This is a genomic window from Deinococcus aerolatus (genome assembly GCF_014647055.1).
Classification (GTDB): Bacteria; Deinococcota; Deinococci; order Deinococcales; family Deinococcaceae; genus Deinococcus; species Deinococcus aerolatus.
Genome location: NZ_BMOL01000002.1, coordinates 1 through 20,932, shown reverse-complemented (window position 1 = coordinate 20,932; position 20,932 = coordinate 1). Strand labels below are relative to the sequence as shown.

Here is a 20,932-nt window from a genome sequence, read left to right as displayed (position 1 = left end):
GAAGCCTCCTGTGCTTGCGGTGATGAGAAATTCAGATCCGAAGAATGCTCCTCTGACCCTAGGTGGGGGCCGTGGGCAGGACGTGAGAAGTCCTAGGTCCCACCAGAGTTTAATTTGAACCTTCGCGGGCGTCTGGCCCACATGCCGGGCCTCAGGACCGCCAGTGCGCGGACCCACAGAAAACCGTATCCACCCTGCTCGGGCGGAGGGCCGGGCATCTGTCAGGACGGGTGACAAGTGTCACCTCTGCTACGCTGGGTCCCGATGACTGCAATAGAAACCGTGCGCTATGACGCCGTGGTGCTGGGCGGCGGCGATCCGGGAGACGCGTTCGCGGCGGCGCACGGCGTGGCCGTCAAACCGCTGATTCCAGTGAACGGCCAGCCGATGGCGCTGTACGTGCTGCGCGCCCTGCACGGCAGCGGGCGGGTGGCCCGCATCGCCTACGTCGGCCCGCTGACACCCGAGATCGAACCGCTGATCGACATGCGCGTGACCGATCACGGCTCTTTGCTGGCCAACCTGGAGGCCGGGGTCGAGGCGCTGGAGGTGGACGGGCAGGGCGCCCAGCGCGTGCTGGTGGTCACGGCGGACATTCCCATGCTGACCGCCGCCGAGGTGCAGGACGTGCTGGACCGCGCCTCGCCTGAGGCGGCGCTGGTCTACCCGGTGGTGCGGCGCGAGGTCTGCGAGGCTGCGTACCCCGGCGTGCGGCGCACCTACGCCCGGCTGCGCGACGGCTCGTTCACCGGGGGTAACCTCTTCATTCTCGATCCGGCGCTGATCGGTCAGTTCCTGCCCCGGCTGCGCGAGGTGCTGGCCGCCCGCAAGGCCCCGCTGAAGCTGGCCGGGCTGATCGGACCAGGCATCCTGCTGCGCCTGCTAGCCGGCCGCCTGACGGTGAAGGCGCTGGAAACCAGGGTTTCAGAGCTGCTGGGCGTGCCGGCCCGCGCCCTGATCACGCCCCACGCGGCGGTAGGCACCGACGTGGACCAGGACGAGGATCTGGCGCTGGCGGCGGCGTATCTGGGCCAGGAAAAACCACCGGCATAGGGCTTCGGCCTTGGGGGGGCGGCCAGGCTGATCCGCTGCCCCGTTCCCCCCGAAACGCTGTGCCAATTCACCCTTGCGCCGCCCCCACCGGCTGTGCATACTGTCCTGCATGACCCATATCATCACCAGTCCATGCATCGGCACCAAGGATCAGGCTTGCACCGAGGTCTGCCCCGTTGAATGCATTTACGATGCCGGCGAGATGTACCTGATTCACCCCGACGAGTGCATCGACTGCGGCGCCTGCGTGCCTGCCTGCCCGGTCAGCGCCATCTTCCCCGAAGAGGACGTCCCAGCCGGCGAAGAAAGCTTTATTCCCAGGAACTACGAGTTCTTCGGAGCCTGAATCCCACGGCACCGCAGCCCATCCCTGTTTCAATCTGCTCCCGGTCGCGCACTGGGGGCTTTTTTGTACGGGGCATTTTTGTGCCGTCCAGGCTTGCCCCGCAGCCGCGCCGGGGGCTAGCATGGCCTCTGCGCCGCGCGCCGGCTGCGAGCAAGATTCATAAACTGCCCAGCGCAGCACCGCAACAGCTCAGTGCTGCCCCCCAAGACCGCGTCCCCACAACAAGGAGGTGATGACGTGAACCCTGAACCGCTGGAAGCTGACCCCCCCAGTCTGGGCCTCAAGCCCGCTGGTCTGACCAGCGCACGCCTCACGCCACCCCCTGTCTGGAGGACGCCATGCACCCACCCACAACCCACACCACCGTGACGCCGGGGGGCGGCCCATGCTGACGTACTACCGCAGCATCGGCGGCCGGCTGACCACCACCGACGGCTACACCGACGGCTGCTGGATCAACGCCGCCTCCCCCAGTCCCGAGGAACTGGCCCGCATCAGCCGCGAAACGGGCCTGGAACTCGACTATCTGTCCTATCCACTTGACCCGGACGAACGTTCCCGCTTCGAGCGCGAGGACGGCAACCTGCTGATCATCATGCAGACCAGTTACCGGCTGCCCGACACCAGTGACATTCCCTACGACACCGTGCCGCTGGGCATTCTGCACACCGATCACTGTCTGGTGACGGTGTGCATGCTGGAAGACAACCCGGTGATCAAGGACGTGATCAGCGGTCTGGTGCGCCGGGTCAGCACCGTCAAGAAAAACCGCCTGACGCTGCAATTGTTCCTGCGAAACGCCCAGCGCTTCCTGATCGACGTGCGCCAGATCAACAAGCGCGTGGATGTGATTGAGGACAAGCTGGAAAACAGCCAGCAGAACCGCGAACTGCTGAACCTGCTGAAGCTGGAAAAGAGCCTGGTGTATTTCATGACCGGCCTGAAAGCCAACGAGGCCATGATGGAGCGGGTCAAGCGGGACCGGATCTTCGAGATGTACGAGGAAGACAGCGATCTGCTGGACGACGTGCTGATCGAGAACCTGCAGGCCATCGAGATGGCGTCGATTGCCAGCAACATTCTGACCAGCATGGCGGGCGCGTTTGCCAGCGTGATCAGCAACAACGTCAACCAGGTGGTCAAGGTGCTGACCATCACGACGATTCTGGTGGCGATTCCCACGCTGGTTACCAGCATCTTTGGCATGAACGTGCCATTGCCCTTCGAGGGCAACCCCAACGGCATCTGGTTCGTGCTGACGCTGGCCATCAGTCTGGCGGGCGGTCTGGGGTACCTGTTCTACCGCTGGCGAGTGTTCTAGCGGTCCGGCCCTAACGCTGGGCCGTGATGAAGGCCACCCGTTTGGACACGTGCCACTTGCCGCCCTGCATTCGGGCCGTCACCGCACCGGTCAGGGCCGCCCGCGCCGCAATGCCCGCCGAGAAGCCCAGACCGATGATGCGTCCACCGTGACCCTATACCCGCAGCCGCACTGGAAAGTCGCTGGGGCCAGCGGGCGATCCACGGTGGCCCCACGCTGTAGCGCTTATGCGTTTCGATACGCGTATGCAGATGCCCCGTTCCGTGGCGTACGGCGCGGCGACTTCGGCAGGCGAACAGGGGAGCGTGAATGAAGTGTGGGGCAGGCAGGACGGCAGTGGTCAAAAGTTGATGCATAGGAGAGAGGCAGGCTTGTCCTACAAGCCATACCCCCTCTCTTCAGTACTGCCGCCCGAACAGAATCCGCTTGCCGTAGGCCGCCGGCTTCCCGGTGTGAAAGCACACACCGCCCTCCTCGCGCTCGGCGAAGAACTCGGCGTCGTCCAGTGGCACGTTACGCACCGTGGCCTTGGTTTCATCCTTGATGGCCTTCTCGGATTCAGGCTCGCCGCAGTGGAAGGCCCGCACCCACTTGCCGGCCTCGATGGCGGCCTTGAAGTCGTCGTAGTTGTCCACCGTGACGGTGTTGTCCAGCATGAAGTCGGTGGCCCTCTGAAGCAGCCATGCCTGAATGCCTTCCAGACGTTCTGCCATACCGCCCACGGCCAGATCGCGTTCCAGCGTTTCCTTCTCGCCACTGTTGCGGTTCTTGACCACCACCACGCCCGCTTCCAGATCGCGCGGCCCCAGCTCAATGCGGACGGGAATGCCCTTCAATTCCCAGTCGTTGTACTTGAAACCGTTGGTCACGCCGTCGCGTTTGTCCACCTTCACGCGCACGCCGTTCTGCGCGAGTTGGGCGGCCAGCCGTTCGCCCTCGGCCACCATCTCGTCGAAGTTGTCCTTGCGGCCCACCGGCACGATCACCACCTGAATCGGGGCGATGTTCGGGGGCATCATCAGGCCCGCGTCGTCGCCGTGGGTCATGATCAGCGCGCCGATGATGCGGCTGGAAATGGCCCAGGAGGTGGTGTGGGCGAAGTCTTCCTTCTGCTCGCGGGTCTGGAACTTCACGTCGAAGGCCCGGCTGAACGCCTGCCCCAGGTAGTGCGACGTGCCGCTCTGCAGCGCCTTGCCGTCGCGCATCATGCCCTCAATACTGTAGGTCGACACCGCTCCGGCAAAGCGCTCGGAGGCCGACTTCTCGCCGCGCACCACCGGCAGCGCGAGCACATCGCGGCAGAATTCGTGATACAGGTCCAGAATCATCCGCACTTCCGCGCGCGCCTCGGCCTCGTCGGCGTGGGCGGTGTGGCCCTCGTGCCAGTAGAACTCGGAGGTCCGCAGGAACGCCTTGGTCCGCAGTTCGGCGCGGAACACGCTGCCCCACTGGTAGTGCAAGAAGGGCAGGTCGCGGTAGCTGTTGAGCCAGCCGGACCACATGTGTCCGATGATCGTCTCGGACGTGGGGCGCATCACGTACGGCTCGGCCAGTTCCTCGGTGCCGATCTTGGTTACCGTGAACAATTCCGGCGCAAAGCCCTCGACGTGATCGGCCTCGCGGGTGATGAAGTTCATGGGAATCAGTGTGGGAAAGATCAGCGACTCGTGGCCCGTCGCCTTGAAGCGGTCATCCAGCCAGCGCACGATGTTTTCCCACAGCGCCGAGCCGTAGGGCTTGACCACCATGGCGCCCGCAACCGGGCTGTTGTCCGCGAGATCGGCTTTCTTGACCACCTCGTTGTACCAGTCGTTGAAGTCCACGCTCTGGGGGGTGACGCCGTACTGCTGCGCCTTCTTGTCCTGCCCCTTGTTGCCCTTGCCGCCGTCTTGAGTCATCGCAGGCCATCATAGCGGGGGAACAGGGCGGCCCGGGGTCAGAGGCTGCCCGAGGGTGGGCCGGGCCGCGCGGTGACGTTCAGGCCTCTCCTCTTTCCGGCGACACGCCCGCCAGGTCCATGCTGGGCAGGCCGGGCGACACCCATGCGTTGCCGCGCAGCACGAAACGCCACGGCAGGTTGCGGCCCTCCCGGATTCCAACGCGGGCCGTGACCTCCACCTGTTCGTCGGGCACGGGCGCAGGTGGCGCGAGAAGATGCAGCGCGGCGCTGTCCACCGCTGTACCCCTGACCTCGGGCGGCCGGATGCCCAGCGCGTAGACCAGTTTGGCGGGGCCGTTGGTCAGGTCACGCCCGCGGGTGACCGGGCGGTGCGTGAGCATCTGCTCCCGGCCTTGCAGCGGCTCCAGCGCGCGGATCAGCACGCTGGCGGCAATCCCCTCAGGACGGCAAGAGACCTGCAACAGCGGATGCCCGTGCGTACTCCAGAACAGCCAGCGGCCCGCAGACACGGCCATCTCGGCGCTGCGGGCCGCATGAAACCGTCCGGCGGTGCAGGCCGGGTCACGCGGACAATCGTAGCCCTCCGTCTCCACGATCCTGCCACTCAGAAGTTCACCGCCCGGCAGAACATGCACCAGCGTGCCGCCCAGTAGGTCACGCGCCGCCCGGACGGGGTCCCGGTCAAAGAAGGCAGGCGGCAGGGGGACAGACACCCAGGCAGGCTAACGTAAACCGGGACTCATTCAGCTCATGAGCCTGGGTTAAGGTGGTCCTCTTGTCTTTCGGGCGGGATGGGCAGACTCTGAAGAAGACGGGCTTCCGGTCCCGCGCCCCCTGTAGCTTCTCTCAACACTTTTTCTGGAGGTGTACACCCTTGGTCCTCTATCTTTCCGTGGCCATCATCGCCGCGTTCGTCCTGTGGGGTCTGCTGAGCCCGGCCGGCCTGGGCGCCGCCGCGACCGCCGCCGTCGCCTGGACCACCAGCACCTTTGGCTGGTACTACCTGCTGGCAGTGCTGGGCTTCCTGCTGTTCTGCCTGTTTCTGGCCTTCAGCCGCTACGGCAAAATCAAGCTGGGCCGGGACGATGAGCAGCCCGAGTTCAGCACGCTGTCGTGGTTTGCCATGCTGTTCAGCGCGGGCATGGGCATTGGCCTGGTGTTCTACGGTGTGGCCGAGCCGGTCTCGCACTTCCTGACGCCGCCCGGCGGCCTGACCCCCGGCACACCCGAGGCAGCCCGCGCCGCGCTGAAGTACTCGTTCTTCCACTGGGGCCTACATCCCTGGGCCATCTACAGCGTCGTGGCCCTCTCGATTGCCTACTTCTCGTTCCGGCGCGGAGAACCCACGCTGATCAGCCGCACCTTCCGGCCCCTGCTGGGCCACCGGGTCGAAGGCCCCATCGGCAAGACCATCGACGTTCTGGCGATCATTGCCACCGTCTTCGGGGTTGCCGCCTCGCTGGGCTTCGGCGCGGTGCAGATCAACAGCGGACTCAACAGCGCTTTTGGGCTGACCATCGGCACGTCCTCGCAACTGGTGATTATCGCGGTGGTCACGGTGCTGTTCCTGATCAGCGCCATGACCGGCCTGAGCAAGGGCATCCGGCTGCTGTCCAACACCAACGTGATTCTGGCTGGCCTGCTGATGCTGGGCGTGTTCGTTTTCGGCCCCACGGTCTTTCTGCTCGACACCTTCACCACCAGCGTGGGCGGCTACCTTCAGGACCTGATCAACCTGTCCACCCGCCTGACGCCGTTTACCGGGGCCACCTGGGTCGGCGGCTGGACCATCTTCTACTGGGCGTGGTGGATCGCCTGGGCCCCGTTCGTGGGCCTGTTCATCGCGCGGGTCTCGCGCGGGCGCACCATCAAGGAATTCGTGCTGGGCGTGCTGGGGGTTCCCGCGCTGGTCAGCTTCGCGTGGTTCAGCATCTTTGGCGGCAGTGCCCTGAACGGCGCACTGGCAGGCGAGACGGCTGTGACCGAGGCGACCAGCGCCGATATTTCCACCGCCCTGTTCGCACTGCTGGAGGGCCTGCCGCTGGGCGGGGTCCTGACCGGGATTGCCACGCTGCTGATCGCCTCATTCTTCGTGACCAGCGCCGACTCCGCCACCTACGTGCTGGGCCTGCAATCCAGCGGAGGCCGGAAGGAACCCAGCAATCCGGTCAAGCTGACCTGGGGCGTGATGCAGAGCCTGATCGCCGTGGCCCTGCTGCTCAGCGGCGGTCTGGCGGGATTGCAGTCGGCCAGCGTGGTTGCCGCGCTGCCCTTCAGCGTCATCATGATCGGCATGTGCGTCAGTCTGCTCAAAGGCTTGAAGAGCGAGTTTCCCGCCTCCACGCCCGTGAAACCACAGGGACTCGTCCCCGCGCGTCCGCCGTCGGACGGACCTCAGCCTCAGCCCTGAAGACACAACCCTGTCCCGCAGTGGGTCGCCTCCAGTCATCTGGGGCGGCCCACTTGCGTTGCGGATGATGCAAAGGACTGGTTACTTCCGCATCATCCGCATTCGCCGGAACGACTGGCGTTCCTGGCGGGTCACCACGTCCTGCAGCTGGGCGGTGGTGACCTCTTCCACCGTGATAAACGCCTTGGGATAGGTGGTCTCGATCACCCGGAAGGCCTGTTTCAGCCGCTTACGGGCAATCACGCTGAACAGGATACGGACCTCGCCGTCACGGCCCGAGGCGTTGACAGTGGTGACATACAGCCCTGCCTGCCGCAGCGCCTCCTGCACGTCGGGCGCCCCGACCGGCACGATGACGCGCAGCACCACCTTGCCCACCGCCAGCCAGCGCTCGATGTTGGAGCCCAGCATGGTGCCCGAGGCGTAGCCGCCCGCGTAGGCCACGAATTGCAGCGGACTGTCCAGTGTGCTCAGCACCTTGGCAGCCGCCAGCAGCCAGATCAGCGATTCAAAGAAGCTCAGCGCGCCGGCCACCGTATGCTTGCCGCGCACCAGCATGCCGATTCGCAGCGTGCCCAGAGACACATCCACAATTCGCAGCGAGAAGATCAGCAGCGCCCCCAGCAGGGCCTCGGCATTCAGGACATCAGACACAGCTCTGAACTTAGGGGGCGCGGAAATGAGAATGGTCAGTGGTAAGAAGACGCGGAACGCTGCCGATGATGCGAAACTTCTGGGTCACACTTGGGGCCGGAGGGGTCTCGGGGCGCTATGCCTGTCTCCCCTTTCGGATTTGAAACCACAGATAGATCACTCCGCCGATGAATGCCAGACCAGCCACACCCAGATTCAGCCACATGAACCCGATGGTGCGGCGATAAGCTTCGCCTAGAACCTGGATCTGCCCCAGCACGGAGAAACACTGCATGGAAGAGGGACCACCGAAAACGCCGCCACCACGCTCAGCAGCACTACAAACAGCAGCGGTCTGCTGACGCTGGGCGCTGGGCCACGATATTCGGCATCTGGCCTGCGGCCGGGCTGCTTCATCCCCCCAACGCTCCCCCGTCCCGCAGCAGCCCACCCTCGTAAATGCGGCGGACCGTGGCCTCGATGTCCGGCTCCTTCACGGTGATGTCGCGCACCGGGGCGTGGGCCGTGACGCGGGCAATCGGGGCGGCGGCAGCTCCGGCAAAGCCGTAGCGCACGCGTGGGCCGTCCGCACCCAGCAGCGTCAGCCCCGGCACCTGAGGGTTTTCCGGCGCGGCCTCGAAATCCACCACCAGTTCGCGGGCGCTGCCGTAGCGGGCCTGCAACTGCGCCAGATCACCGTCGTACAGAAGAGAACCGTGGTCGATAATCATCACGCGGCGGGCCAGCCGTTCCACGTCGGTCAGATCGTGGGTGGTCAGCAGCACCGTCACCCCGCGTGTGGCGTTGACGTGCCGGATGAACTCGCGGATGCGCTCCTTGGCCACCACGTCCAGCCCCACCGTCGGCTCGTCCAGAAACAGCAGTTCGGGATCGTGCAGCAGCGCGGCGGCCAGGTCCGCCCGCATGCGCTGGCCCAGGCTCAGGGCGCGGGCGGGCGTGTGCAGAAACGGCCCTAGGTCCAGCAGGTCGGTGAAATCGTGCAGGTTCTGGCGAAAGTGGGCTTCGGGCACGCGGTAGATGTGGCGCAGCAGGTCCAGCGACTCGGCGACGGGCAAATCCCACCACAGCGTCGTGCGCTGCCCGAACACCGCGCCCAGCCGCGCCACATGCGCCCGGCGGTCTTTCCACGGCACCAGTCCGCCCACGTCCACCCGCCCGCTGTCGGGCACCAGCAGCCCGGTCAGCACCTTGATGGTGGTGCTCTTGCCCGCGCCGTTCGGCCCCAGATAGCCCACGATCTCGCCGCGTGCCACGCTGAAGCCCACATCTTTCACGGCCTCCATCACACTGGTCTGGCCGCGCAGCAGTCCGCCCCGGCGCGTACGGAAGGTCTTGCGGAGGTGTTCGACGGTAATCATGGCTGCTCCCTGTGTTTGCCTCATGTGCCCGTTCCTCCGTAATGCCGCACGCCCACCCGCCAGAAGGCAAACGCCGCCGCGAGCATTACCGGGCCGACAAGGGGCGACAGGGACGCGGCCAGCAGCGGCAGGCCATCCGGCAGCGGGCGGCCCAGGACATGCAGCACAGGAAAATACGACAGAAAGGCGGCGGGAATCAGGTAGGTGAAGGTCTTGCGCAGGAACTGGCCGTAGATGTCCATCGGGTAGCTGATCAGGGTGCGCCCGCCGTAGGTCAGGACATTCATGGCCTCCACGCTGTCCACCGTCCAGAAGGTCAGGGTGCCCCCGATAACGAACAGGCCACCGAAAAAGGCCACCATGCCCAGCACGCTGCCGGTCAGCAGCAGCGCGGCTTCGGGTGTCCAGACGGCCCCAGACGCCGTAATGCCGTAGGCCAGAATCCCCGCCGCCAGGAAGATCCGGGTCACCCGCCGCAGCGCAAAATCCGAACCGAAGATTTGCAGGCGCAGCGGCGCGGGCCGCAGCAGAAAGGTATTGAAGCTGCCGCTGCGGACATGCTGACTGAGGTTGGGGGCGTCGAAGCCGCCGAACATGAGGTCCATCAGCACGAAGGCCAGTTCCGCCAGTCCGTACAGCAACGCCACCTCGCCCAGCGTCCAGCCGCTTAGTGACCCGAAGCGCGGCAACACCAGCACGAACGCCGCGAACTCCGACAGCGTGATAAAGGCCGAACCAACCGCGTCCAGTGCGAACGACACGCGGTAGACGGCCTGCGAGCGGGCCTGGGCACGCAACAGCAGGAAGTAGAGGCGCAGGTGGTGGATGGCCGAAGCCAGCCGTCCTTCCTTTTGCCGGTGTTGCGGGGTGACGGACGGTTTATCCACCAGCTATCTCCAGCCGCCGCAAGCCCCGCGACAGCACGAATGCCGCCAGTCCGAACAGCAGCATTGCCCAGCCGAGTTGCACAGCCATGGCCGTCCACGCCTCCGGCCCGGTTCTGACGCCCAGCCAGAGTTCGACGGTGGTGTTCATCATGCTGGGAAAGGGCGTCCAGGCCAGTACCGCCTGAAACCACGGCGGGAAGAAGGCCAGCGGCATCAGAAAACCGCTGCCCAGGCCCAGCACCGCCCACGCGAAGCGCCCGAAACCAACAGCATCCGGGGACCAGAAGGCCGCGCAGTTGACCAGAAAGCGGAAGGCAAACCCGCAGGCCCAGGCCAGCAGCAGACTCAGGGTGCTGAGCAGCCAGCCGTCTGGCCCGGCGGGAAACGTGGCGCCCCACAGCAGGGCAAACAGTGCCAGCATCGGCAGACCGCGCAACGCGAACTGACCCGCCGCCCGGCCCGCATCCTGCGCCGCCCAGAACGCCAGCAGGTTATGGGGACGCAGCAGGTCGGACGCCACCTCGCCCCGGTGAATCGTCCGCATGAAATCGGTCCAGCCGAACAGCGACAGGGCCATGATCAACGCCTGGGTCAGCCCGGTGTAGGTGATCGCGTCCTGCACGGTGTATCCGGCCACCCGGGGCGTGCTAGCGAACAGCGCCACCAGCACGGCAATTCGCAACACCCCGAAGAACAGATTGGTGATCAGCCCCCACAGCGCGGCCTGCGGGTAGGCGAATTGCCGCCGGAATCCCAGCCGCGCCACCGAGGCGTACAGGGCCACGTTGGGGCCACGGGTGGAGGGCAGGGCCGCTTGCATACAGACCCAGGAGCTTAGCGGCTGCCGGGCCGGGCGCACATACGCCAGATGGCCGAGGGGCCACGGAGCGGCGGGGCGGCGGGACCAGCCCCGGTGGATTCCAGCGCCACCCCGCCCAACGTCTGCGATTGCTGAAGCCGCCACTCAGGCCCCGGAGGTAGGCTGGCCCCACAGTCATCCTCAGGAGGTCAGACATCATGATGGATATCTTCAACATGCTCGGCGGAATGGGCAACGCGCAGCAGCAGATTAGCCAGCAGACCGGGGCCACGCCTCAGCAGTCCGAAAGCGCGATGGAGGCGGCCATTCCGCTGCTGCTCGGGGCCATGACCCGCAACGCCAGCAGCCCGGACGGCGCGGCCTCGCTGGCCGGTGCCCTGGGCCAGCACGACGGCAGCGCCCTGGAGCAGTTCAGCCGGGGCAGCGCCCCCAACGTGCAAGAAGGCCAGAAGATCCTGGGCCATGTGTTTGGCAACCAGCAGCAGTCGGCGGCCAACGCGGTCAGCAAACGGGCCGGCATTGATCCGCAGCTTGCCATGCAGATCCTGAGCATGGCCGCGCCGCTGGTGCTGGGTTACCTGGCCCGTCAGCGTCAGCAGGGCGGCGGCCAGCAGGGACGGGGCGGTGATCTCGGCGGCATGCTGGGTGGCCTGCTGGGCGGCGGCGCGGCTGGCGGACTGGGCGGCCTGCTAGGGGGCATCTTGGGCAGCGGACAGCAGACCCCGCAGCCCCAGACCCAGGAGCGGGGCGGCGTTCTGGGCGGTGGCCCGGTGATTTCCGGCCTGCCCCCGCAGAACGCCCAGGCGCAGCAGGGCGGCGCGGGCGGCATCGTCGGCACCCTCAACAACGCGCTGGACCGTGATGGCGACGGCAGCGCCCTGAACGACCTGATCGGCATGTTCGGCGGGCGGCGCTGAAGGCGAAGGCGATAGGCTGAAAATTGAGCCTCAGAAGAGCCCTCCTCAGCGCCGCGGAGGGCATTTTTCTGTAACAAACAAGGTTCGGTCAGTCGCCCACGCTGTCCCGCGTCAGCTCAGAGGATTCGCTCTCGGCCTGGTGGCCCAGCAGTTCCGCACGTTCCTGCGGGGTCAGGGCCACCATCACGCGCCTCAGCACCACGTCCACAGCCTGATCGGCGCTCTCGTCCAGGGTCAGGCCGTCCAGCAGCGGCACGTCCTCCTGGCGGGCCAGGTCTTCGAGCTCGTCCTGCATGGCGCGGATTTCCTCGAAATACTGCATGTAGCGGTGCAGCGGGCGGCTCGCGGCAGTTTCCACGTCGCGGCTCTGGAAGTGGCGGCGGTGTTCTTCGGGATCAGGCAGGGTCACCAGCATTGGAATCACCAGCGCCCCCGCAAAGGCGTCGGCGCGCAGGTAACCGGGCACCAGATGCACGCCCTCGAGCACCAGACTGCTGCCTTCCTGCACCGAGCGGGCCACCACTGCCCCCAGGCCCACGTTGACCTGCTGCACCTGATCGCGGAACCCGGCCAGCAGCACACCCTTGCTGGGCGTTTCGGGGCGCGGCGTGCCGGGGGGCAGCAGCGCCTCCCAGGCGTTGAAGGTGCTGGCGTGCAACGTGGGCAGCAGCGCTGGCGATACCATCGCCCGCATCACCTCGCGGATGGAGTCGGTGCTGACCACACGGGCAATCCCCAGCCGGTAAGCGATCTCGGCGGCCAGAAAGCTCTTGCCGGTACCGCTGACGCCGCCCAGCAGCACGATCACGGGCCGGGGTGGGCGGCGGATCACGCGCAGCAGGCGGTAGCGGGCGCCCACGTCCGGCCCCACCTCGTCACGCAGCAGGGCCTCGACCTTGGCGCGGATGGCCGAGCGCGTCACCACGCGGTCCTCGGAGCCGCGCAGATCGCGCTGGGTCACGCGGGCCACCTTGCGGGCCACGTCCGGCGTGACCCCGGCGGCCAGCATCGACTGGGACAGGATGCCCTTGGAAAACGGTGTAGGCACGGTGCTGTCGCTGCTGATCACGCCCAGCTTGCCCCGGTTGTGGCGCAGGTAGCGGTAGGTCAGGCGCAAGTGTTCGCCGTAGCGCGCGGCCAGCGCCTGCTCGGTGCGGTTGTCAATGTCCTCGGCGCTCAGGCGGCGCACACCCTCCTTGCGTAGTTCGACATCCACCGCGCTGGCGGTGGCGTAGGCCTCGCGCCCGGTCAGGCCCGCGTCCTCCAGCGTGCGGGCCAGCACGCCCCGGCTGAAGGGCAGGTCGCCCTTCTTGGCCGTGACCAGGATGTCCACGAAGGCGGGGGTCTGCGCCCCGGCGGCCCGCGCCACGTCCTCGCCCGCCAGGTCCAGCGCCACCTCGGTCATCAGCGCCTGCAATTCGGCGGGCGCGACCAGCACGCGCCGCGCGTTCCGCAGATTCTGCTCGACGCGCCGCGCCGCCGCCGCCGCCACCGCGCCGGAGGCCCCGGCATTCACCAGCGACTCCACCACCAGACCACGGCTGAACGGAAAGGCGTGCCGGGGCGTGCCGATGCGCAGTTCAGGCTGGGTCAAGGGGGCAGGGTCTCCTGGGAGCGTGAAGAAGTGGGAGGGCGTTCGGGGCAGTCTAGCCACAAAACATCAGGGAAAGGTGACGCCGGGCGTGGCCTGGCCCCGGCTAGGGCCGCACCAGATCGCGGCGCACCGCGCCTTCCAGCAGCAGATTCAGCGCCAGACGCATCTCCTCTTGCAGGGGGCGGTCGGTGCCATATGCGCTCCAGCGCAGGGCCACCATCAGGTAGGTGTCGGCAATCAGGTTGCTGATGCGCTGCAGGCTCAGGTCCGTGCGCATCTGCCCGCTCTGGTGCAGCGGGCGCAAGATCAGCTCGATCACCTTGCTCAGCGGCAGCGCCTGATACGCGGTGCGGGCGCGTTCGGGGTTGGGGTTCATGACCTCGTAGGCCAGCGGGGGAAACAGGTCGCGCTCGCGGGCATTCTCCTCGGCCAGGGCGTCCCAGATCTCGTACAGCACCGCCAGCGGCGCGGCGCCCTGGGCCAGCCGGGTCTCGGCCTGATCGCGCAGCCGCTCCATCACCTCGGAGCCGTAGTCGAGCAGCACCGCTTCCTTGTAGGGGTAGTAGTTGAAGAAGGTGCCGCGCGAGACGTTGCTGGCCTTGGCGATGTCGGTGGCCGTGGTGGTCTGGAAGCCACCCCGCTTGAACAGCTCAATGGCAACAGTGTAGATGCGGGCGCGGCGGCGCTCCTTCTGGCGTTCACGCAGCGAGGAAGAATCCATAGGGGTTCCGTAGGTATACAGCTTCTGGTCTAAAATTGCACCACGTCTAAATCCACCCCGTCTAAATCAAGGAAGGCACAAGGCAGGATGCTGGACCGGGGGTGCGGGACAGACCTGAGCGCCCCGACTTGGCTTAGGCTGTAGTCCATGAGCGTGATCCTGGGCATCGATATTGGCGGCAGCGGCATCAAGGGCGCGCCGGTGGACACCACCACCGGCCGGCTGCTCAAGGAGCGGCACCGCATCCCCACCCCCGACGGCGCACACCCCGACGCGGTGGGAGGCGTGGTGGCCGAGCTGGCACGGCATTTCGGGCTGGGCGGTCCCATCGGCGTGACGTTTCCCGGCATCGTGCAGCACGGGCGGACCCTGAGTGCGGCCAACGTGGACGACGCCTGGATCGGTCTGGACGCCGACGCCCTGTTCACCGAGGCCACCGGGCAGGCCGTCCACCTGATCAACGACGCCGACGCCGCCGGTCTGGCCGAGGCCCGCTTCGGCGCGGGCGCGGGCGTGGGCGGCACGGTCCTGGTGCTGACCTTTGGCACCGGCATCGGCAGCGCCCTGATCCACAACGGTATCCTGGTGCCCAACACCGAGCTAGGCCACCTGTGGCTGCGCGACAAGGAGGCCGAGGGCTGGGCGTCGGACCGCGCCCGCGAGCGCGACGACCTGAACTGGAAGCAGTGGAGCAAGCGCGTCAGCACCTACCTGCAACACCTGGAGCTGCTGTTCAGCCCGGACCTGTTCATCATCGGCGGCGGCGTCAGCAAGAAGGCCGACAAGTGGCAGGAGCACCTCAAACTGGAACGCAGCCGGTTGGTCCCCGCCAAGCTGCTGAACGAGGCCGGCATCGTCGGCGCGGCCATGATGGCGCAGGGCAACGCAGGACAGAATGACGGCGGGAACCCGCCTGCGACCCCTGCCTCCGGGCCGAAGCCTGCCAGCAAGGCCGCCAGGAAGAAATAGAGAAAGCTGTTCTCTCCTCCAGAGCGCCGGAGGGCGCCCACCGCCCCGCTTCCCCACTAACATGCCCGCATGACCCTCTCCACGCCTGACCCCTTCACGCCCCGCCTGCTCGTCTGCGATGTCCTGTACACCGGCATGGGCGGCGGCCACGCGCCGGGCGGAGTGGTGGTGGTGGGCGGCACGGTGGCGGCGACGGGTGATCCGGCACAGCTGCGGGCCAGCTATCCGCAGGCGCGGGTGGAGGAGGTGGGCGGCGTCATCGCCCCGCCGCCGGTCAACGCGCACACGCATCTGGACATGAGCGCCTATGCGTTCCAGGCCCTCCCCTACTTCCGCTGGCTGCCGGAGGTGGTGATTGCCCAGCGCGGGCAGCGCGGCGTGGCAGGCGCACTGGCAGGGGCCGATGAACTCACGCGGCTGGGGGCGGGCGGCGTGGGCGACATCGTGTGGTCAGGTGAAGTGATGGACGCCCTGCTGGCCCGCGAGGACCTGCGCGGCGTGCTGTACTTCGAAGTGCTGGGCACGTTCGCGCAGAAGGCCGACGAGATCTTCGCTGAGATGCGGCGGCGGGTGGAGGCGTGGCGCCGGCTGGAGCGTCCTGGCGGCCCAAGAGTCGGCCTGACACCGCACACGCCGTACACCGTGAGCCACCGCCTGATGAAGCTGGTCACGGACTACGCGGCGGGCGAGGGCCTGCCCCTGCAGATTCACGTGGCCGAGCACCCCAGCGAGCCTGAACTGTTCGCCACCGGCGCCGGGCCGCTGTGGGACCACCGCCTGCTGCCCTTCTGGCCCGAGACCTTTGCCGAGGTGATCGGGCGCGAGCCGGAACCGGGGCTGACGCCGGTGCGCTACCTGGACGACCTGGGCGTCCTGGCCGCAAAACCCACGCTGATCCACCTGGTGAACGTCACGCCCGACGACATCGCACGGGTGGCGCGGGCCGGGTGCGCGGTGGTCAGCTGCCCGCGCAGCAACCACCACCTGGAATGCGGCACATTCCCCTGGACCGCCTTTGCCGCCGCCGGGGTGGACATCGCACTGGGCACCGATTCAGTGGCCAGCGGCGAGGGCCTGGATGTGCGGGACGAAGTGGCCTTCGCCCGTGGCCTCTACCCCGCGCTGGACCCCCGGATGCTGGTGCGCGCCGCCGTCAAGGGAGGCGGGCGCGTGCTGGGCCTGCCCGCACCATTTCTGCGGCGCGGGGAGGCCTGGTCAGAGGATTACCGCTGGAACCTGGATGCCTAACCCTGACCGCTGAGGTTGGCCTCACAGGTGCCGTTGGCCACCACCTGGCCGTTGCGCTGGTAGGTCAGGGTGCCGGTCAGGGGGGTGCCCACCACGCCTCCAAGCTGGCAGGTGTACACCACCTTGTCGAAGGTAGCGGTCCCCCCGTCGCCCACCCAGCGGAATTCGGTGCTGCGGCGGTCCGGGTCGTAGCTGGCTACGGCGAATCCGGCGCGGTTGTCGTTGAAGCCGGTGTACTCGTCCCGCGCGCTGTAGGACGCGAACTTGCCCTGCACGTTCATCAGGTCCGGAATGTTGATGGTGGTGACCACGTTGCGGCCATCCACCACGCCGCTGAGGGTCCAGGTCTGCCCCACCGCCAGCGGCCCAAACTGCACCGGTCCCTTCTCACCGTCACGCGAGGCGAGCAGCGAGTTGATCGGAGCGCAGGACCCCATCAGGAGGGGCAGACCCAGGGCCAGCGGCAAGACGGCGCGTTTCAGCATGGCCGCAGAATACGGGCCGCACATGAGGAAGCTGGGCAGGCCGCGGCTCAGCCCTCCGGCGGGTTGACCGGCCACAGCCCACCCTCACCGCGTTCGGTGAGCCGCCGGATAGGCGCAAAGCTGCGGCGGTGCACGGGGCTCACCCCCAGCTCCTGGAGCGCCGCCCGGTGGGCCGGTGCACCGTACCCCTTGTGGGCGGCAAAACCGTACCCGGGGTGTTGCAGGTCCAGCCCGCACATCACGGCGTCGCGCTCTGTTTTGGCCAGCAGGCTGGCGGCGGCCACGCTGTAGCTCAGGGCGTCGGCCTTTGGCGGGGCGCTGAGCGGCAGGGTGGTCCGCAGTTTCAGGTAATCCGTGACCAGCGCCTGCGGCGGCGGGTCCAGCCGCGCCAGCGCCCGCAGCGCCGCCGCGTGCGTCGCGCCCAGGATGTTCAGCCGGTCGATCTCGTCGGGCCAGGCGTGCTCCACGGCCCAGGCCAGCGCCACCCGCCGGACCTCGGCGGCGAAGGTCTCGCGCTGCGCCGCGGACAATTGCTTACTGTCCCGGAACGGATACTCGGTGGTCAGGCCGGGCAGGATCACCGCCGCCACCGTCACCGGCCCGGCCCATGCCCCACGCCCGGCCTCGTCGACGCCCGCCACCCGGAAATAGCCGCGCCGCCAGTGTTCGCGCTCGTAGGCCCAGTCCGGGGTGACTGCCGGGGTCAGAGATGACATGGGGGCACGGTAGCAGGCTGGCGCCTCACCCCCACGCCCAGACGCCCGGACGACAACAGAGACGGCACCGACGTCCCCGCCCACCCCCGGTAGCTCCGCAGGACAGCCCCGTCTCTGCCCGTATGTCGTAAACTGCACAGTGTGAGCGCCGAAGCCGAACTCCCCCGCCGCGTCAAGCTGGCCCCCAGCATCCTGTCGTGCGATTTCGCGCACCTGGCGGACGAACTTCAGGCTGTGGCCAGCGCGGACTGGGCGCATGTGGACGTGATGGACGGGGCCTTTGTGCCCAACATCAGCTTTGGCCTGCCGATCCTGGCGGCGGCGCGCCGGGCCAGCAACCTGCTGATGGACGTTCACCTGATGATCGAGCGCCCCGAGCGTTACCTGAAAGACTTCGCCGCCGCAGGGGCCGACAGCCTGACCGTGCATGTGGAGTCCACGCCGCACATCCACCGCGCCGTGCAGCAGATCCGGGAACTGGGCAAACGCGCAGGCGTCACCCTGAATCCCGGCACGCCGCTGGAAGCCCTGCGCCCCCTGCTGGCCGATGTGGATCTGGTGCTGGTCATGAGCGTCAACCCCGGTTTCGGGGGCCAGAAGTTCATTCCCGGCAGCCTGGAGCGCATCCGCACGCTGCGCCGCTGGCTGGACGAGTCCGGCAGCGAGGCCGAGCTGCAGGTCGACGGCGGCGTCTCGTCCACCAACGCCCGCGCAGTGGTCAGCGCCGGGGCCAGCGTGCTGGTGTCGGGTAGCGCGGTGTTCGGCAAGGACGGTGCCCAGGCGGGTCTGGAGCGTCTGCGCGAGGCCCTGAAATGAACCACAGGTCAGGCGCCGCGTGAAACTGCGCGTCGATCTGCTGCCACACGGGTCCTACCCGGACGTGGTGCTGGTCATCGACGCCCTGCGCGCCACCACCACCGCCGTGACGTACCTGGAGCGCGGCGCCCAGGCCCTGCTGCTGACCAGCACGCCGGAAGCGGCACTGGCGCTGCGCGGCACGCGGGACCACCTGCTGCTGGCCGGGGAGCGGGGCGGTTTGCCGATTCCCGGCTTCGACCTAGGCAACAGCCCCGCCGGGGCCAATACGCCGGTCCTGGGCGGCAGGACCGTGGTGATGAACACCACCAACGGCACCGGGGCCGCCCACATTGCCGCGCAAAGTGGCAAGCACGTGCTGCTGGCCGCCCTGACCAACGCCCACGCCGCCGCCCGCCGCGCCCGCGCCCTGGTCACCGAGGGCATTGCCATCGTCTGTGCCGGAACAGAGGGCCGGGTGGGGCTGGAGGACGTCTACACCGCAGGCGTCCTGGCCGAGTATCTGCTGGCAATGGGCGAGTTCACGCTGGACGACGGCGCGCGGATTGCCCTGACCGTGCGGCGCGGCGCCGGCGACCCCGGCGAGGCCCTGGCCGGCAGCGATCACGGCCTTTACCTCACCACTCTGGGGCTGGGCGAGGATGTGCGCTTTGCCTCGGGCCTCAGCACCAGCACGGTGGTTCCGACCCTGGTGCGCGGCGGAGACGCGCCGGAAGGCACGCTGCACTTCGTGGCCGGGTAGCCGACCCCACCTGCCTCCGTCCTTGCCCGTCCCGCGCCTGGCTCCCAGGGTCTGCGTCGACGGTGGCGGTTCGGCGCCCCCCCGCCCGCTAGACTTCGGGGCATGACCGTCACCGATCCTCACAGCGCCGACTTCCAGCCACCTGCCGTCACCCCCACCGAAAGCATCGACTGGGCCGCCATTCCCAGCCCGGCCTTCGTGCTGGACGAGTCACGGCTGCGGCGCAATCTGGCCCTCATCTCGCACGTCCAGCAGCAGAGTGGGGCGCGGATCATCGTGGCATTCAAGGGCTTCTCGATGTGGAGCACCTTCCCTCTGCTGCGCGAATACGGGATTTCCGGGGCCACGGCCAGCAGCCTGAACGAGGCCCTGCTGGCCCGCGAGGAGATGCAGGGTGAGGTCCACGTCTATGCCCCGGCCTACAGCGAGGAGGAGTTCCCCCGCATCCTGGCGCTGGCCGACCATCTGGTCTTCAATTCCTTCTCGCAGTGGGAGCGGTTTAAGGCGCAGGTGCAGGCTGCCCGCGCCGGGGGCCAGACCATTCACGTCGGCATCCGCATCAATCCCGAGTACGCCGAGGTCGAGACAGACCTGTACAATCCCGCCGGGCCGTTCTCACGCCTGGGCGTGACCCGCCGCGAGTTCCGGGCGGACCTGCTGGACGGCGTCGACGGACTGCATTTTCACACCCTGTGCGAGAAGGACAGCGACACGCTGGAGCGCACGCTGGAGGTCGTCGAGCGCAATTTCGGCGAGTTTCTGCCCCGCATGCGGTGGGTCAACTTCGGCGGCGGCCACCTGATGACCCGCGAGGGCTACGACCTTGCCCGGCTGGTGCGGGTGGTCCGCGCCTTCCGCGAGAAGTGGGACGTGGACGTGATTCTGGAGCCGGGCAGCGCCTTCGGCTGGCAGACGGGGTGGCTGGTCAGTTCAGTGCTGGACGTGGTGCACAATGTCAAGGACGCGGCCCTGCTGGACGTCTCGGTCAGCGCCCACATGCCCGACGTGCTGGAAATGCCGTACCGCCCCCGCATCCTGGGTGCGGGCGATCCCCCCGAGCACGAACACCGCGAGGCCCACGATTACGGCGGCGGCCACCCCTACCTGATCGGCGGCACCACCTGCCTGGCCGGGGACGTGGTGGGCGAGTACGTGTTCAATCAGCCGCTCAAGACCGGCGACCGCGTGGTGTTCGACGACATGATCCACTACACGATGGTCAAGACCACCTTCTTCAACGGCGTCAAGCATCCCGACATCGGCATCCTGCACCTGGACGGCAGCTACGAACGCGTCAAGCAGTTCGGCTACGAGGAGTTCAAGGCCAAGCTGAGCTGAGGTGCAGTCGGTCTGGTCCTCCTCAAGGTCAGGGAGAAACAACCACGCCCTCGATTCGCGCCGCAATGAACGGGAGGAATACGGCCATGAATGACCACGACAGGCAGCACCTGACGCGTTGCGTCGAACTGGCCGAGACTGCCCTGCGTACCGGTAACGATCCCTTCGGTTCGCTGCTGGTCTCGGGGGCGGGCGAAGTTCTGTTTGAGGACCACAACCGCACAGCAGGCGGCGACGCGACGCAGCACCCGGAAATTGAGATCACCCGCTGGGCCGCAGCGCATCTGTCGCCGGAAGAACGCAGACAGGCCACCGTCTACACCTCCGGCGAGCACCGCCCGATGTGTTCCGCCGCCCACGGCTGGGTGGGCCTGGGGCGCATCGTCTACGCCAGTTCCTCGGAGCAGCTGACCCGGTGGCTGGAGGAACTGGGCATAACGCCCGGCCCGGTCCGTTCCCTGCCCATTCAGAAGGTGCTGCGTGACTGCGCCGTCGAGGGGCCGGAGCCGTCGCTGAGCGCACGCATCCGGGACCTGCACGCGCAGCATGTCCGCCGACAGACCGGGAACTGATACGGATTCCGTTTAAACAGGTATACTCGAGGCATCAGAAAAGTCATTTTTCAACACACTGCTGA

General features: G+C 67.4%; 21 protein-coding genes. 11 read left to right on the top strand and 10 right to left on the bottom strand.

Annotated elements, in window-relative coordinates; genetic code table 11:
• The first annotated feature begins 264 nt into the window (after positions 1-264).
• From IEY31_RS02925 to IEY31_RS02915, 3 genes are all read left to right on the top strand, one after another.
• Entirely contained in the window at positions 265-1,053 is a 789-nt protein-coding gene (locus IEY31_RS02925) for an NTP transferase domain-containing protein (protein ID WP_188968898.1), read from the top strand.
• 109 nt (positions 1,054-1,162) lie between these two features.
• Complete coding sequence (locus IEY31_RS02920) at positions 1,163-1,399, top strand: indolepyruvate ferredoxin oxidoreductase subunit alpha (RefSeq protein WP_188968896.1); 237 nt, start codon at positions 1,163-1,165, stop codon at positions 1,397-1,399.
• Positions 1,400-1,784: 385 nt separating this feature from the next.
• On the top strand, positions 1,785-2,720 hold the full coding sequence (locus IEY31_RS02915; RefSeq protein WP_188968894.1) for a magnesium transporter CorA family protein: 936 nt from the start codon (positions 1,785-1,787) through the stop codon (positions 2,718-2,720).
• 398 nt (positions 2,721-3,118) lie between these two features.
• On the opposite strand, the gene proS is transcribed toward IEY31_RS02915, so the two are convergent.
• Positions 3,119-4,618, bottom strand: coding sequence for a proline--tRNA ligase (gene proS, locus IEY31_RS02910; RefSeq protein ID WP_188968892.1), 1,500 nt, complete (start codon positions 4,616-4,618; stop codon positions 3,119-3,121).
• A gap of 79 nt (positions 4,619-4,697) precedes the next feature.
• On the bottom strand, positions 4,698-5,333 hold the full coding sequence (locus tag IEY31_RS02905) for a DNA-3-methyladenine glycosylase (protein ID WP_188968890.1): 636 nt from the start codon (positions 5,331-5,333) through the stop codon (positions 4,698-4,700).
• 161 nt (positions 5,334-5,494) lie between these two features.
• Here IEY31_RS02905 and IEY31_RS02900 point away from each other — a divergent pair, with 161 nt between their 5' ends.
• Complete coding sequence (locus IEY31_RS02900; protein ID WP_188968888.1) at positions 5,495-7,030, top strand: glycine betaine uptake BCCT transporter; 1,536 nt, start codon at positions 5,495-5,497, stop codon at positions 7,028-7,030.
• 81 nt (positions 7,031-7,111) lie between these two features.
• Here IEY31_RS02900 and IEY31_RS02895 read toward each other — a convergent pair whose 3' ends face one another.
• The 4 genes from IEY31_RS02895 to IEY31_RS02880 all read right to left on the bottom strand — a co-directional run bounded on the left by IEY31_RS02895 (position 7,112) and on the right by IEY31_RS02880 (position 10,749).
• Complete coding sequence (locus IEY31_RS02895) at positions 7,112-7,684, bottom strand: DUF2179 domain-containing protein (protein WP_188968886.1); 573 nt, start codon at positions 7,682-7,684, stop codon at positions 7,112-7,114.
• 392 nt (positions 7,685-8,076) lie between these two features.
• Positions 8,077-9,042 (bottom strand): ABC transporter ATP-binding protein, encoded by a 966-nt coding sequence (locus IEY31_RS02890; RefSeq protein WP_188968884.1) that lies wholly within the window; start codon positions 9,040-9,042, stop codon positions 8,077-8,079.
• Positions 9,043-9,062: 20 nt separating this feature from the next.
• Positions 9,063-9,929 carry an ABC transporter permease gene (locus tag IEY31_RS02885; protein WP_229723278.1) on the bottom strand — a complete coding sequence of 289 codons (867 nt, stop codon included), beginning with the start codon at positions 9,927-9,929 and terminating at the stop codon, positions 9,063-9,065.
• Positions 9,922-10,749 carry an ABC transporter permease gene (locus IEY31_RS02880; RefSeq protein WP_188968882.1) on the bottom strand — a complete coding sequence of 276 codons (828 nt, stop codon included), beginning with the start codon at positions 10,747-10,749 and terminating at the stop codon, positions 9,922-9,924. The genes IEY31_RS02885 and IEY31_RS02880 overlap by 8 nt, the downstream gene beginning before the upstream one ends.
• 197 nt (positions 10,750-10,946) lie before the next feature.
• Here IEY31_RS02880 and IEY31_RS02875 point away from each other — a divergent pair, with 197 nt between their 5' ends.
• Positions 10,947-11,666 (top strand): DUF937 domain-containing protein, encoded by a 720-nt coding sequence (locus tag IEY31_RS02875; RefSeq protein ID WP_188968880.1) that lies wholly within the window; start codon positions 10,947-10,949, stop codon positions 11,664-11,666.
• Between the two features lie 88 nt (positions 11,667-11,754).
• Here the strand turns inward: IEY31_RS02875 and IEY31_RS02870 are convergent, their stop codons facing one another.
• Both IEY31_RS02870 and IEY31_RS02865 read right to left on the bottom strand, forming a co-directional pair.
• Entirely contained in the window at positions 11,755-13,260 is a 1,506-nt protein-coding gene (locus IEY31_RS02870) for a 2-phosphoglycerate kinase (protein ID WP_188968879.1), read from the bottom strand.
• A gap of 103 nt (positions 13,261-13,363) precedes the next feature.
• Positions 13,364-13,981, bottom strand: a complete 618-nt coding sequence (locus IEY31_RS02865) for a TetR/AcrR family transcriptional regulator (RefSeq protein WP_188968878.1) — start codon at positions 13,979-13,981, stop codon at positions 13,364-13,366.
• A 147-nt stretch (positions 13,982-14,128) separates the two neighbouring features.
• Between IEY31_RS02865 and ppgK the strand changes: the two genes are divergently transcribed.
• Positions 14,129-14,950 carry a polyphosphate--glucose phosphotransferase gene (gene ppgK / locus IEY31_RS02860; RefSeq protein ID WP_188968877.1) on the top strand — a complete coding sequence of 274 codons (822 nt, stop codon included), beginning with the start codon at positions 14,129-14,131 and terminating at the stop codon, positions 14,948-14,950.
• Positions 14,951-15,019: 69 nt separating this feature from the next.
• A complete protein-coding gene (locus IEY31_RS02855) occupies positions 15,020-16,198 on the top strand; it encodes an amidohydrolase family protein (protein WP_188968876.1) in 1,179 nt (392 codons plus the stop codon).
• Here IEY31_RS02855 and IEY31_RS02850 read toward each other — a convergent pair.
• Complete coding sequence (locus tag IEY31_RS02850; protein WP_188968875.1) at positions 16,195-16,683, bottom strand: hypothetical protein; 489 nt, start codon at positions 16,681-16,683, stop codon at positions 16,195-16,197. The two genes, IEY31_RS02855 and IEY31_RS02850, sit on opposite strands and share 4 nt — an antisense overlap.
• A 47-nt stretch (positions 16,684-16,730) precedes the next feature.
• Positions 16,731-17,399: a ribonuclease HII gene (locus tag IEY31_RS02845; protein WP_188968873.1), complete on the bottom strand. Its 669-nt coding sequence runs from the start codon at positions 17,397-17,399 to the stop codon at positions 16,731-16,733.
• Between the two features lie 141 nt (positions 17,400-17,540).
• Here IEY31_RS02845 and rpe point away from each other — a divergent pair, with 141 nt between their 5' ends.
• The 4 genes from rpe to IEY31_RS02825 all read left to right on the top strand — a co-directional run bounded on the left by rpe (position 17,541) and on the right by IEY31_RS02825 (position 20,867).
• Positions 17,541-18,215 carry a ribulose-phosphate 3-epimerase gene (rpe, locus tag IEY31_RS02840; RefSeq protein ID WP_373289099.1) on the top strand — a complete coding sequence of 225 codons (675 nt, stop codon included), beginning with the start codon at positions 17,541-17,543 and terminating at the stop codon, positions 18,213-18,215.
• A 19-nt stretch (positions 18,216-18,234) separates the two neighbouring features.
• Positions 18,235-18,957 carry a 2-phosphosulfolactate phosphatase gene (locus tag IEY31_RS02835; protein WP_188968871.1) on the top strand — a complete coding sequence of 241 codons (723 nt, stop codon included), beginning with the start codon at positions 18,235-18,237 and terminating at the stop codon, positions 18,955-18,957.
• A gap of 102 nt (positions 18,958-19,059) precedes the next feature.
• Entirely contained in the window at positions 19,060-20,295 is a 1,236-nt protein-coding gene (gene nspC, locus IEY31_RS02830) for a carboxynorspermidine decarboxylase (protein WP_188968869.1), read from the top strand.
• 86 nt (positions 20,296-20,381) lie between these two features.
• On the top strand, positions 20,382-20,867 hold the full coding sequence (locus IEY31_RS02825) for a nucleoside deaminase (protein ID WP_188968867.1): 486 nt from the start codon (positions 20,382-20,384) through the stop codon (positions 20,865-20,867).
• The last annotated feature ends 65 nt before the right edge of the window (positions 20,868-20,932 follow it).

Coding starts and splice junctions, on each gene's coding strand:
- IEY31_RS02890 (WP_188968884.1), bottom strand. CDS start 9,042: ATGATTACCGTCGAACACCTCCGCAAGACCTTCCGTACGCGCCGGGGC.
- proS (WP_188968892.1), bottom strand. CDS start 4,618: ATGACTCAAGACGGCGGCAAGGGCAACAAGGGGCAGGACAAGAAGGCG.
- IEY31_RS02855 (WP_188968876.1), top strand. CDS start 15,020: ATGACCCTCTCCACGCCTGACCCCTTCACGCCCCGCCTGCTCGTCTGC.
- IEY31_RS02875 (WP_188968880.1), top strand. CDS start 10,947: ATGATGGATATCTTCAACATGCTCGGCGGAATGGGCAACGCGCAGCAG.
- nspC (WP_188968869.1), top strand. CDS start 19,060: ATGACCGTCACCGATCCTCACAGCGCCGACTTCCAGCCACCTGCCGTC.
- IEY31_RS02865 (WP_188968878.1), bottom strand. CDS start 13,981: ATGGATTCTTCCTCGCTGCGTGAACGCCAGAAGGAGCGCCGCCGCGCC.
- IEY31_RS02880 (WP_188968882.1), bottom strand. CDS start 10,749: ATGCAAGCGGCCCTGCCCTCCACCCGTGGCCCCAACGTGGCCCTGTAC.
- IEY31_RS02925 (WP_188968898.1), top strand. CDS start 265: ATGACTGCAATAGAAACCGTGCGCTATGACGCCGTGGTGCTGGGCGGC.
- IEY31_RS02845 (WP_188968873.1), bottom strand. CDS start 17,399: ATGTCATCTCTGACCCCGGCAGTCACCCCGGACTGGGCCTACGAGCGC.
- IEY31_RS02850 (WP_188968875.1), bottom strand. CDS start 16,683: ATGCTGAAACGCGCCGTCTTGCCGCTGGCCCTGGGTCTGCCCCTCCTG.
- IEY31_RS02825 (WP_188968867.1), top strand. CDS start 20,382: ATGAATGACCACGACAGGCAGCACCTGACGCGTTGCGTCGAACTGGCC.
- IEY31_RS02915 (WP_188968894.1), top strand. CDS start 1,785: ATGCTGACGTACTACCGCAGCATCGGCGGCCGGCTGACCACCACCGAC.
- ppgK (WP_188968877.1), top strand. CDS start 14,129: ATGAGCGTGATCCTGGGCATCGATATTGGCGGCAGCGGCATCAAGGGC.
- IEY31_RS02920 (WP_188968896.1), top strand. CDS start 1,163: ATGACCCATATCATCACCAGTCCATGCATCGGCACCAAGGATCAGGCT.